This is a genomic window from Streptomyces sp. NPDC002536 (genome assembly GCF_053594995.1).
Genome location: NZ_JBSFWU010000154.1, coordinates 1 through 12,393 on the forward strand (window position 1 = coordinate 1; position 12,393 = coordinate 12,393).

General features: G+C 72.7%; 10 protein-coding genes. 7 read left to right on the forward strand and 3 right to left on the reverse strand.

Going from position 1 to position 12,393, the window contains the following annotated elements:
- Positions 1 to 183 precede the first annotated feature (183 nt).
- Both ACWD4B_RS33115 and ACWD4B_RS33120 read left to right on the forward strand, forming a co-directional pair.
- Complete coding sequence (locus ACWD4B_RS33115) at positions 184 to 1,485, forward strand: sensor histidine kinase (RefSeq protein ID WP_451424240.1); 1,302 nt, start codon at positions 184 to 186, stop codon at positions 1,483 to 1,485.
- The gene (locus ACWD4B_RS33120; protein ID WP_451424241.1) at positions 1,482 to 2,144 is read left to right on the forward strand and encodes a response regulator; all 663 of its coding nucleotides are present in this window, start codon (positions 1,482 to 1,484) and stop codon (positions 2,142 to 2,144) included. Before ACWD4B_RS33115 ends, ACWD4B_RS33120 begins: the two co-directional genes overlap by 4 nt.
- A gap of 48 nt (positions 2,145 to 2,192) precedes the next feature.
- Here ACWD4B_RS33120 and ACWD4B_RS33125 read toward each other — a convergent pair whose 3' ends face one another.
- Positions 2,193 to 3,026 carry a diacylglycerol kinase gene (locus ACWD4B_RS33125; RefSeq protein WP_451424242.1) on the reverse strand — a complete coding sequence of 278 codons (834 nt, stop codon included), beginning with the start codon at positions 3,024 to 3,026 and terminating at the stop codon, positions 2,193 to 2,195.
- Positions 3,027 to 3,204: 178 nt separating this feature from the next.
- Between ACWD4B_RS33125 and ACWD4B_RS33130 the strand changes: the two genes are divergently transcribed.
- The gene (locus ACWD4B_RS33130) at positions 3,205 to 4,491 is read left to right on the forward strand and encodes an adenylosuccinate synthase (RefSeq protein WP_390781340.1); all 1,287 of its coding nucleotides are present in this window, start codon (positions 3,205 to 3,207) and stop codon (positions 4,489 to 4,491) included.
- A gap of 57 nt (positions 4,492 to 4,548) precedes the next feature.
- On the opposite strand, the gene ACWD4B_RS33135 is transcribed toward ACWD4B_RS33130, so the two are convergent.
- Entirely contained in the window at positions 4,549 to 6,213 is a 1,665-nt protein-coding gene (locus ACWD4B_RS33135; protein ID WP_451424243.1) for a serine/threonine-protein kinase, read from the reverse strand.
- Between the two features lie 150 nt (positions 6,214 to 6,363).
- Positions 6,364 to 6,567 carry a cold-shock protein gene (locus ACWD4B_RS33140; RefSeq protein ID WP_336410156.1) on the reverse strand — a complete coding sequence of 68 codons (204 nt, stop codon included), beginning with the start codon at positions 6,565 to 6,567 and terminating at the stop codon, positions 6,364 to 6,366.
- Positions 6,568 to 6,890: 323 nt separating this feature from the next.
- Here ACWD4B_RS33140 and ACWD4B_RS33145 point away from each other — a divergent pair, with 323 nt between their 5' ends.
- The 4 genes from ACWD4B_RS33145 (at position 6,891) to ACWD4B_RS33160 (ending at position 12,316) form a co-directional block, all read left to right on the forward strand.
- Entirely contained in the window at positions 6,891 to 8,255 is a 1,365-nt protein-coding gene (locus tag ACWD4B_RS33145) for an aminotransferase class III-fold pyridoxal phosphate-dependent enzyme (protein WP_451424244.1), read from the forward strand.
- Between the two features lie 92 nt (positions 8,256 to 8,347).
- The gene (locus ACWD4B_RS33150; RefSeq protein WP_451424245.1) at positions 8,348 to 9,043 is read left to right on the forward strand and encodes a GntR family transcriptional regulator; all 696 of its coding nucleotides are present in this window, start codon (positions 8,348 to 8,350) and stop codon (positions 9,041 to 9,043) included.
- 57 nt (positions 9,044 to 9,100) lie between these two features.
- A complete protein-coding gene (locus ACWD4B_RS33155) occupies positions 9,101 to 11,620 on the forward strand; it encodes a glycosyltransferase (protein WP_451424246.1) in 2,520 nt (839 codons plus the stop codon).
- A 45-nt stretch (positions 11,621 to 11,665) separates the two neighbouring features.
- The gene (locus ACWD4B_RS33160; RefSeq protein WP_451424247.1) at positions 11,666 to 12,316 is read left to right on the forward strand and encodes a hypothetical protein; all 651 of its coding nucleotides are present in this window, start codon (positions 11,666 to 11,668) and stop codon (positions 12,314 to 12,316) included.
- Positions 12,317 to 12,393 lie beyond the last annotated feature (77 nt).

Genomic DNA, 12,393 nt, shown 5'->3' on the forward strand with positions numbered 1-12,393 from the left:
GGCGCGGGGAACTGCGCGACCAGCCACGACGGCCCTGCAGCCGACGCACCACCCCAGGGGTCCGGGGCGAAGCCCCGGGAGTTCCCCGCGCCCCGACGGGGCACGTAGTACTTGAGGCGGACCCCCGGAAATCCCCACTCGTACGGACGCCGGCCGCAGGCCCCTCCGCTTAGCGTGGAACGTGTGACCGACACATACGAGACCGGCCTTCACAGCGAGGAGCTGCGCGTGGCGAGGACCTTCCTCCATCGCCTCCGGGAGGACCTCGTCACCGACGCCTTCGCCTTCCGGCCGCTGCCGCCGCTCGCCGCCGACCACCGGCTGGTGCGGGCGCTGCCGCGCCGGGCCGCCCGGTACACGCGGTGGCTGCCGCACACCGTCGTCGTGGGCTTCGCCCTCATGATCATGCTGGCCACCGTCGAACACGCGGGCTTCCTCCCGGCGCTGTTCGTCGGCGTGCCGATCATGACGACCCTGGTCCGGCCGGTCGGCGCGTGGTGGCTGTCGTTCGGCGTGATGTTCCTCACAGGCATGGTGTCGCCGTTCGGCTACAGCATCTCGCCGTGGTCGCCGGGCGGCTTCCTGCCGCACGTCGCCGTGATGGTCCTGGTGGCGCTGCGCACCCGGCCGCGCGTCGCGGCCGGGATGTGGCTGCTGACCGGGGCGCTGGCAGTGTTCCTCGGGGTGTTCCGGTCGTACGGGGGAGCCCTCGACGGGGGGCTGTTCCAGATGGTGGTCTTCACCGGCTTCGTGCTCTTCGCCGTGGTCGCCGTGCGCGGCCTGCGCGAGGGCAAGCAGCAGGTCGAGGCCCAGGCGGCCGTCACACAGGTCGAGCGGTCGCGGCGGACGCTGCTGGAGGAGCGCACCACCATCGCCCGGGAGCTGCACGACGTGGTGGCCCACCACATGTCCGTGGTCGCCATCCAGGCCGAGGCCGCACCGTACCGGGTGCAGGACACCCCGCCCGAACTGGCGGCCGCGTTCCAGACCATCCGGGAGAACGCCGTGGCGGCCCTCACCGAACTGCGCCGGGTGCTCGGCGTCGTACGGTCCGAGGAGGACGCCGCGCCGGAGGCGCCGCAGCCCACGCTGGCCGACCTCGGCCTGCTCCTGGGCAACGTGCGCTCCGCCGGTCTGGAGGTCGAGCACGTGACCACGGGCGCGGTGCGGCCGCTGCCGCAGGGCGTCGAGCTGTCGGCGTACCGGATCGTGCAGGAGGCGCTCAGCAACGTCCTGCGCCATGCGCCGGGTGCCACGGCGCGCGTGGAGGTCTCTTACGTCCTCGGCGGGCTCGGCCTGCGCATCGTCAACGGCCCGGCCGACCGCCTGGCCAAGCCCTCGCCGGGCGCCGGGCACGGGGTGCTGGGCATGCGCGAGCGCGTCGGCATGCTCGGCGGCGGGATGACGGCGGAGGCGACGGAGGACGGCGGCTACGAGGTCGCCGCCTTCATCCCGGTCGCGATGCCGGGGGAGGCCGCGGCATGACCATCCGGGTACTGATCGTGGACGACCAGATGATGGTCCGCGAGGGCTTCTCCGTGCTGCTGAACGCGCAGCCCGACATCGAGGTGATCGGGGAGGCCGTCGACGGGCGGCAGGCGGTCGAGAAGGTGGCCGAGCTGCGGCCGGACATCGTGCTCATGGACATCCGCATGCCCGGCATGAACGGGCTGGAGGCCACCCGCGAGATCGTCGCGGCGGACGGCGACGCCAAGGTGCTCGTGCTGACGACCTTCGACCTGGACGAGTACGTCTACCAGGCGCTGCGCGCCGGGGCGAGCGGCTTCCTGCTCAAGGACGCGTCGGCGCGGCAGCTGGCGGACGGCGTGCGGGTGGTCGCCGACGGCGAGGCGCTGCTCGCGCCGACGGTCACGAAGCGGCTGATCCAGGAGTTCTCCCGGCTGGGCGCACCGAAGGCGGCGCCCACGCAGGAGCGCATCGGGGACCTCACGGAACGGGAGACGGAGGTCCTGGTCCTGGTCGCCCAGGGGCGCTCGAACTCGGAGATCGCGGGACACCTGGTCGTGGCGGAGTCGACCGTGAAGACGCACGTGAGCCGGATCCTGGTGAAGCTGGGGTTGCGCGACCGCACGCAGGCGGCTGTCTTTGCGTACGAGACGGGGCTGGTGACGCCGGGGGGTTGAGCGCGGGGAACTGCGCGACCAGCTACAGACGACCCGCAGCCGCCCAGGTCACGAGCGCGGCACCGTCAATCGCCACCCCTCCGCCAGCGCCGTCCACGTCCGGACCCGGACCGGACCCCGGATGCGGTTGTCGGCGCGGTAGCGGAAGTCCGGCCCGGACACCGTGATCGTGCGGGCCCGCGCCTGCACCGGATGGTGCCCCGCACGCGCGTGCACCACGACCTCCGCCAGGGCGGAGCCCCCGTCCGCGGGAGCGGACACGGCGACGCGCCCCACCGGCCGGTCCACGTTGGCCAGCAGCACCCCGTCCGCCTCGACCCGCAGCCGCGTCCCGGGGCGCGGCCCCCGCCGGGGCCCGGTGCGGGCCAGCAGGGCGAGGGCGCTGCGCGCCGACACGGCCGGCGCCCCCCGTACCGCCGCGTAGCGTCGCCCGGCGTCGCCCGCGGGCACCCAGAGGCCGCCCAGGACGATGCCGTCGCTGTCGTCGGCCAGCAGGCCGAGCCGCCGCTCCACGCCGTCCAGGACGGCCCGTGCGGCCGCCACGGCCCCCAGCGGGACGCCGAGGACCCGCGCCACCGACACGGACGGCAGCGAGCCGACGGGGACCCACGCCAGCGGTGCCGCGGCCAGCTCCCGCTGGCGGTGCAGCTGGGCGACGACCCGCAGCAGCGCGCGGTCGTCGCCGATCACCACCGTCCGCCGGCGGCCCCGGCGCCCGACGGCCCGTGCCACCTCCTCGGGGCCTTCCGGAAGACAGATTTTCGCCACCGATCCGGCACACAGCACGTCCCTCGCGATCCGCACGGACTCGCCGTCCACACGGCGGGCGACGGGGTCGACGACGACGAGCAGCCGCTGTCCGGTCGGGTCTGCAGCCGACACGTTCGTCCTTCCTCAGGTAACCTCTCGGTGCAAGAGCCCCTGTCGCTGTTGCGCCAGGGGCTTCGTCTATCCGGGGCACCGGTTCGACGGCTCTAGCGGTGGCGTACGCCCTGACCAAGGCGGGCGTAAGGCCACCCACGCACGTTGGACATGCCCCGCCCGGAAGGGGTGTACGCCTGTGCCCGCACTTGTGCTGCTCGGTGCTCAGTGGGGTGACGAGGGCAAGGGAAAGGCCACCGATCTGCTCGGTGGCTCCGTGGACTACGTGGTGCGCTACCAAGGTGGCAACAACGCCGGCCACACGGTCGTCGTCGGTGACCAGAAATATGCGCTCCACCTCCTCCCTTCCGGGATCCTCTCGCCGGGGTGCACCCCGGTCATCGGCAACGGTGTCGTCGTCGACCCGGCGGTCCTGCTCTCCGAGCTGAGCGGGCTGAACGAGCGCGGCGTGGACACGTCGAAGCTGCTGGTCAGCGGTAACGCGCACCTGATCACGCCGTACCACACGACGGTCGACAAGGTGACGGAACGCTTCCTCGGCAAGCGGAAGATCGGCACCACCGGCCGCGGCATCGGCCCGACCTATGCAGACAAGATCAACCGCGTGGGCATCCGGGTCCAGGACCTCTACGACGAGTCGATCCTGACCCAGAAGGTCGAGGCGGCCCTCGACTTCAAGAACCAGATCCTGGCGAAGCTCTACAACCGGCGCGCGATCGACCCCGCGAAGATCGTCGACGAGATGCTGGCCTACGCCGACCAGATCAAGCCCTTCGTGGCCGACACCACGCTGATCCTGAACAACGCCATCGACGAGGGCAAGGTCGTCCTCTTCGAGGGCGGCCAGGGCACCCTGCTGGACGTCGACCACGGCACGTACCCCTTCGTGACCTCCTCCAACCCGACCGCGGGCGGCGCCTGCACGGGTGCGGGCGTCGGCCCCACGAAGATCAACCGGGTCATCGGCATCCTGAAGGCGTACACCACCCGCGTGGGCGCCGGTCCGTTCCCGACCGAGCTGTTCGACAAGGACGGCGAGGCGCTGCGCACCATCGGCGGCGAGCGCGGTGTGACCACCGGCCGCGACCGCCGCTGCGGCTGGTTCGACGCCGTCATCGCCCGCTACGCGACCCGCGTCAACGGCCTGACGGACTTCTTCCTCACCAAGCTCGACGTGCTCACCGGCTGGGAGCAGATCCCGGTCTGCGTCGCGTACGAGATCGACGGCAAGCGCGTCGAGGAACTGCCCTACAGCCAGACCGACTTCCACCACGCGAAGCCGATCTACGAGATGCTGCCGGGCTGGACCGAGGACATCTCCAAGGCCAAGACGTTCTCCGAGCTGCCGAAGAACGCCCAGGCGTACGTGAAGGCGCTGGAGGAGATGTCGGGCGCCCCGATCTCCGCGATCGGCGTCGGCCCGGGCCGTGACGAGACGATCGAGATCAACTCTTTCCTGTCGTAAGGCGTGTTGCACGGAAGCGCCCCGACCGCTCGGCGGTCGGGGCGCTTCTGCGTCGTGTCACCTGTTGTAGACCAGCGACGCGTCCTTGGTGCCCGAGTCCGTGAAGTCGCGGCGCATCCGGCCGTCCGGGAGCAGGACCAGGTCGGAGGGCGAGCCCGGCTGGCAGGCCGAGGCCGGCTGTGCCTGGACGACGCTGGAGGGGCCGAGGTGCAGCGGGGTGCCGTCGCCGCCGCCGGAGACGGACGCGTCCCAGGTGCAGGTGTAGGCGGTGCCGTCGTCGAGGTAGCCGCCGCCCCGGATCTCGGCCGTGCCGGTGCCGCCGGCTCCCGGACGGACGGTGAGGACGCGGGTGTTGCGGCCGCCGCCGGAGTCGAAGCCCGACTGCCAGGTCCCGGCGTACGCCTGCGCCCCGCCGGTGGCCGCCGGGCCGGTGGCGGGCGGCGCTGCAGGGGACGACGGTCCGACGGTGCTCGGGGCGGCCGGGGGCGTCGTGGCCGGCGTCGTGACCGGGGGAGCGGGGGACGACGCCGCCGTGCCGGTGCTGCTCCCGCTCCCGCTCTGCTGGTGCCGGAGCAGATAGACGGTTCCGCCGCCCGCGAGCAGCCCGGCGACCACGATCGCGGCCAGCAGGTAGGGCGTCTTCGAGCGGGGCGGGGGAGGGGACGGCGGCGGGTACCCGTATCCATACCCGTATCCGTACCCGGGCGCGGGCGGGGCGGTGACGGTCGGCGGGTCCGCCGGGGGCACCACCTGGGTGGGCGGTTCCGCGGGTATGGACGCCCCCGGGTCGGGGGCCGTCGCCGTGGGGTCCTCCACGTCGAGCAGCTGCACCGCGTGCCGCCCGAGCTGGGCGACCAGGCCGCCGGGCAGCCAGGGTTCGCCCGACCGCAGGTCCGTCAGCAGGCCGGCCGCGCCCGTGCGCTCCAGGGCCTCCTCGGGCGTGGGCCGTGCGGCGGGGTCCTTGACGAGGAACGCGGCGATCAGCGGGCGCAGGGCCTCCGGCACCGCGGCGAGGTCCGGCTCCTCCTCCGCGATGCGGTACATCAGTGCGTGGACGCCGCTGTCCGCGGTGCCGAAGGGCATCCGTCCGGTGGCCGCGTAGGCCAGCACCGAGCCGAGGCAGAAGACGTCGCTGGCGGGCGTCACCTGGGCGCCGCGCACCTGCTCGGGGGACATGAACCCGGGCGAGCCGACGGCCGCCCCGGTGCGGGTGAGGCCGCCGTCGGTGACGGTCTCCAGGGCGCGGGCGATGCCGAAGTCGATGACGCGCGGACCGTCGAGGGTGATCAGCACGTTGGACGGTTTGAGGTCCCGGTGGACGATGCCCGCGGCGTGCACGGCCTGCAGGGCGCGGGCGAGGCCGGCGCCGAGGATGCGGACGGAGCGTTCGGGCAGCGGCCCGAAGTCCTGGCCGACCACCTGGCGCAGCGAGGGGCCCGCGATGTAGCCGGTGGCAACCCAGGGGACGGCGGCCTCGGTGTCGGCGTCGAGGACGGGCGCGGTCCAGTCCCCGCCGACCCGCAGGGCCGACCGGACCTCCTGCCGGAAGCGGCTGCGGAACTCCTCCTGCGTCGCCAGCTCCGGGTGGACCAGCTTGACCGCGACCGTCCGGCCGCGGTCCGAGCGGGCCAGATAGACCCGGCCCATCCCGCCCGAGCCGAGCCGGGCGAGCAGACGGTAGGCGCCGAGCGTGCGCGGGTCCTCCGGCGTCAGGGCTTCCATGCCGGGTACTCCTTCCCCCCAAGTTCCCCCTTGGTTCTGTCGCGGAGAATAGCGGCACGGCAAAGGGCCGGGACCCCGCACGGTGAAAGTGCGGGGTCCCGGCCCTTTGCTGCCGGTCGGCCGGTCGGCCGGGCCGGCGCCCGGGGCCGCTCAGCCCGGGACGATGTTCTCCGCCTGGGGGCCCTTGTGGCTCTGCGCGATCTCGAAGGTCACCTTCTGGCCCTCGCTGAGTTCGCGGTATCCCTGAGCGGAGATGTTCGAGTAGTGGGCGAAGACGTCCGGGCCGCCGCCGTCCTGCTGGATGAAGCCGAAGCCCTTTTCGGAGTTGAACCACTTCACGATGCCGGTGGCCAAGGCGATCTCCTCGAGAGAGGTTTCGAGACGGAATTCCGTATTCCAGGGTGCGAAATACAAGAGCGCCCGGGACTCGGTGCTCGGGCGCGCACGTCAAATGGGTACGAATTACTGCAACCGCGAGGGACCGTAGCACGCAAAAGGGTGGCGAATCGGTATTTCCGGTTCGGCGATTCTCGGGAGGGGCACTGTCCTTGGCCCCGCCGGACCCGGCAGGGTGTCCGCCCCCGGCGCAACGGCCGTACACAGTGCCGGTGCCCCGTCCCCGCCCGTACTCCCTAGGCTCGGACGGACAGCCGCCCGCCGAGCCCCGAGGTCCCGCCATGAGCCCGCAGCAGCCCACCGCCCGCCCCGAAGCCGGCGCAGCCGTCAAGGCGGCGGACCGCGCCCACGTCTTCCACTCCTGGTCCGCGCAGGGCCTCATCGACCCGCTCGCCGTCGCCGGGGCCCAGGGCTCGTACTTCTGGGACTACGACGGCAACCGCTACCTCGACTTCTCCTCCCAGCTCGTCAACACCAACATCGGCCACCAGCACCCCAAGGTCGTGGCCGCGGTGCAGGAGCAGGCAGGCCGACTGTGCACGATCGCGCCGGGCTTCGCCGTGGACGTGCGGTCCGAGGCGGCGCGGCTGATCGCCGAGCGGACGCCCGGCGACCTCGACAAGATCTTCTTCACCAACGGCGGGGCGGAGGCGGTGGAGAACGCCGTGCGCATGGCCCGGCTGCACACCGGCCGTCCCAAGGTGCTCAGCGCCTACCGCTCGTACCACGGCGCGACCGCCGTGGCGATCAACCTGACCGGGGATCCGCGCCGTTGGCCGTCCGACTCCGGCGCCGCCGGAGTGGTGCACTTCTGGGCGCCCTTCCTCTACCGCTCGCCCTTCCACGCGGAGAACGAGCAGCAGGAGTGCGAGCGCGCGCTGCAGCACCTCCACGACACGATCGCCTTCGAGGGGCCGCAGACGATCGCCGCGATCCTCCTGGAGACCGTCCCCGGCACCGCCGGGATCATGGTCCCTCCGCCCGGCTATCTTGCGGGCGTCCGGGAGCTGTGCGACCGGTACGGGATCGTGTTCGTCCTGGACGAGGTCATGGCCGGCTTCGGCCGGACCGGCCACTGGTTCGCCGCCGACGGCTTCGGTGTCACGCCCGACCTGCTGACCTTCGCCAAGGGCGTCAACTCCGGCTATGTGCCGCTCGGCGGCGTGGCCATCTCCGCGGAGATCGCCGCGACCTTCGACAAGCGCCCGTACCCCGGCGGGCTCACCTACTCCGGCCACCCGCTGGCCTGCGCCTCCGCCGTCGCGACGATCAACGCGATGGCCGAGGAGGGCATCGTGGAGAACGCCGCGCACATCGGCGAGAACGTGCTCGGCCCCGGGCTGCGTGAGCTCGCGGAGCGGCACCCCTCGGTGGGCGAGGTCCGCGGGCTCGGCGTGTTCTGGGCCGTCGAGCTCGTCCGCGACCGCACCACCCGCGAGCCGCTGGTGCCGTACAACGCGGCGGGCGAGGCCAACGCCCCGATGGCCGCCTTCGCCGCCGCCTGCAGGAAGGCCGGGCTGTGGCCGTTCGTCAACATGAACCGCACCCACGTGGTCCCGCCGTGCACCGTCACCGAGGCCGAGGCGAAGGAGGGCCTGGCCGCCCTGGACGAGGCGCTGACCGTGGCGGACGCGCACACGGTCTGACCCCGGACTGCCGCTGCCGGCCCCCCGGCGTGTAGCGTCGCTTCCCGCCGCGCGATGCCAGCGCGCGGCCACGGAAGGGGAGACGCACGACCATGCCAGGCAGCGACGCTGTGAAGCGCACGACGCTGCGCTCGCAGATCGCCGACGCCCTGCGCGACGAGGTCGTCGCGGGGCGGCTCCCGGCGGGGCGGCAGTTCACCGTCAAGGAGATCGCCGAGAGCTACGGCGTCTCGGCGACCCCGGTCCGCGAGGCGCTGCTCGACCTGTGCGCGCAGGGGCTGCTCGACGTGGAACTGCACAAGGGCTACCGGGTACGGGAGTTCTCGTACGCCGACTTCCTCGACATGATCGAGGCCCGCACGCTGATCGTCGAGGGCGTCTTCCGCCGGTCCGCGGAGCGGGCCCTGCAGGCGGCCACCCCGGAGGCGCTGGCCTCGGTGCGGCGGCGGGCCGAGGAGGCCGGGCGCGCGGCGGTCGCGGGGGACCTGGACATCCTGATCGGCTACGACCTGCGCTTCTGGCGGGAGTTGGCCGGCCTGGTGGGCAATCCGTACATATCCGACTTCCTCGACCGTGTGCGCATCCAGAGCTGGGCCTTCACCGTTCCCCTGCTGCGCCGCCTCGACGACCTGCGCGGGCGCCTGTGGCACGGCCACGCCGAACTGGTGGAGGCGGTGGCCTGCCGGGACGGGCAGCGGGCGCAGCAGCTCGTCGCCGCGTACAACGACCACTCACTCGACTTGATCAGATCGCTCGCGACGAGCTTTGGCCGATCTCCGATCGAATAGGGTCGAATGCATCCATGGTCGTCGAGATGCCGAATGTGATGCCGAGTGACAGTGCCCATGACGCCCGCGACGTCGGCGGCCATGACGCCCGGAGGAACGGCCGTCGGCCTGACGGTGGTCGTCCCCGCCTACAACGAGGAGCAGCGGCTCGCACCCAGTCTCGATGCCATCCGCGCCCACCTCGACGCCCACTTCGACTCCCTCGGCGATTCCCCTGACGCGGACGGCTGGGAACTGATCGTCGTCGACGACGGCTCGGCCGACGGCACCGCGGCCGTCATCGAGGCCGCCGCCGCCGAGGAGCCCCGCATCCGGCTGCTGCGCACGCCCGCCAACCGTGGCAAGGGCCACGCCGTGCGCACCGGAGTGCTCGCCTCGCGCGGCCGCCGGGTCCTGGTCACCGACGCCGATCTGGCCACGCCCATCGAGGAACTGGCCCTGCTGCAGCGCCGCCTCGACGCGGGCGCCGCGGCCGCCGTGGGCTCCCGCGCCCTGCCCGGCTCCCGGATCTCCGTACGCCAGAACCCGCTGCGCGTCGCCCTCGGCCGGCTCGGCTCCGGGCTGATACGTGCGGCGGCCGTGCCCGGCATACGGGACACCCAGTGCGGGTTCAAGCTGTTCGACGGCGACAAGGTGCGCGCCGCCTTCGCCGACTCCCGCCTGGACGGCTGGAGTTACGACGTGGAGATACTGCGCCACTTCCACCAGCAGGACTGGGAGGTCGCCGAAGTGCCCGTGCGCTGGGCCCACCAACCCGGCTCCAAGGTCCGGCCGCTGGCCTACCCCGCCGTCCTCGCCGACGTCCTGCGCCTGCGGGCCCGCTCCGTCCGCCCGTCCACCCTGCTCGTCGGACTCCTCTACCTCGGCTTCGCGTTCGTCCTCTACGGCGGCCTGTGGGGGAACGCCGACGGTGGCGGCTACCTCACCGACTCGGGCTCCGACCAGCGGCAGTGGGAGTGGTTCTTCGCGGTCACGGCCGACAACATCGCCCACCTCCGCGACCCGCTCTTCACCGACCTGCAGAACTTCCCGCTCGGCGTGAACCTCATGGCGAACACCGCCATGCTGGGCCTCTCCGTGCCCCTCACCCCGGTCACGCTCGCCTTCGGGCCGCAGGTCACCTGGGCGGTCGTGCTCACCGGCGGCGTGGCTGCCACCGCGCTGTCCTGGTACTGGCTGCTGGCCAGGCGGTTCGTCCGCTCCCGCTGGGCGGCCGCCCTGGGCGGTGCCTTCTGCGCCTTCGCCCCGCCGATGGTCTCCCACGGCACCGCGCACCCCAACTTCGCGGTGCTGTTCATGATGCCGCTCATCGTCGACCGGATGCTGCGGCTTTGCGAGGGCCGCCGCACCGGACGGGACGGCGCCGTCCTCGGCCTCTTCCTCGCCTACCAGATCTTCCTCGGCGAGGAGGCCCTGCTGCTGGCCATGACCGGCTGCGGCCTCTTCGCCCTCGGCTACGCCGTGGCCTCGCCCGACGTCGCCCGGGCCGTGGCCAGGCCGCTGCTGCGCGGGCTCGGCGTCGCCGCCCTCGTCTGCGTGCCCCTCGTGGCCTACCCGCTGCTCTGGCAGTTCCACGGCGCGCAGAGCTACCGCAGCGTGCTGCACGGGCAGGTGGGCAACAACCCCATGGCCCTGCTGGAGTTCGCCACCCGCTCGCTGGCCGGCGACCCGAAGGTCGCCGCCTCCCTGTCGCTCAACCGGACCGAGGAGAACGCCTTCTTCGGCTGGCCGCTGGTCGTCGTGGCCGTCGCCGTCGTCGTCCGCCTGCGCGACCAGCCGCGCGTCCGCGCCCTCGGCTTCACCGCCCTCGCCGCCGCCGTGCTCTCGCTCGGCCAGAACATCCCGCTGCTGGGCACCGACAAGACGCTGCCGGGCCCCTGGCGGCTGCTGGCGGAGATGCCGTTCTACGAGTCGGTCATCGAGTCCCGCGTCGCCATGGTCTGCGTGCCCGCCCTCGGCATCCTGCTCGCCCTCGCCTGCGACCGGCTCGCCACCAAGCGCCTGCGCAGCGAGCGCGAGACCTCGCACCGGCTGCTCGGCTGGGCGGCCCTCGCCGCGGCCGTCGTCCCGCTCGTCCCCACCCCGTACCCGACGACGGGCCACGCCCCGGCACCCGCGTTCGTCGCGGACGGCACCTGGCGCCAGTACGTCCGCCCCGGCCACACCCTGGTGCCCGTCCCCGTGCCGAGCCCGGATGACACCACCGCCCTGGGCTGGCAGGTGCGGGCCGGCCTCGGATTCTCCTTCCCCGGCGGCTACTTCAACGGCCCGTGGGGCCCGGACCGCATCGGCATCTACGGGCCCGAGCAGCGCCCCACCGCCGAACTGCTGCGCAGGACGAAGGAGTCGGGCAAGGCGCCGGCCATCGGCGACCAGGAGCGCAGCGCCTTCCGCAAGGACCTCGCCTTCTGGCGCGCGGACGCCTTCGTCCTCGCGCCGCAGGACCACGAACTGCCGTTGCGCGAGACGGTCACCCGGCTGACGGGACGGCAACCGCAGTGGACGGGTGACACGTGGGTGTGGGACGTCCACGCGTTGGCCGAGGATGACCCCCGGCGCGGTATGACAACCGGCTGAGCGGCACTACTCTGGCTCGACGCCCACCTACGAGAGCGAGCTCGCATGGCCTGTGACCTCTGGCTAGTGCCCCTCGTCGACGTGCTCTGCCACAGCCCCGACAATCCCTTCGCGGAGGAGATCGCCGCGTACGACAAGGCCCTGGGCGAGGCGGGCCTGCCGCCCGTCCCGGTCTTCGGCTACATGCCGGGCCTGTCGGGCGACGTGGCACCGGTCGCGGGCTTCGACTACGACGCCCTGCACTTCCTGCGGCGCGCGCATCTGCTCAACCTGTGCGGCCTGGAGGTCACTCCGGTGGATGAACTGGGCGGGGACTACGAGCAGTTGCTGGAGATCTTCGAGGCCACGGCCCAGCAGTCGCACCTGGTCTGGCACTACGACCACGCGGGGGCGTACGTCCCCGTGGACTTCGCGCACCCGTTGTCCACCGACGAACTCCTCGAAGGCGGCGGCCCGCTGGGCTCCAGCCACGGCCTGCTGCGCGAACTCCGCACGGTGGCACCGGCGCTGGGCATCGACCCCGACAACCCCCCGCCCGCACCGGCGTCCCCCGGCCGCCCCACCCGCCTGGACGAACGCGTGGCTCCCTCCCCGGAGGACGACAGCCCGTTCGCGAGGGAACGCCACGTATGGCTGGGCCTGCACGCGGCGGCGACGAGGAGCCTGGGTCAGGGGTCGATGATCGTGTTCAGCTGAGGGGGCGTGCGCCCCGTAAGGGGCGCGGGGGCGCCGCACAGTTCGCGCGCGGAGTGCATGGAAAGGATGGCCACGCC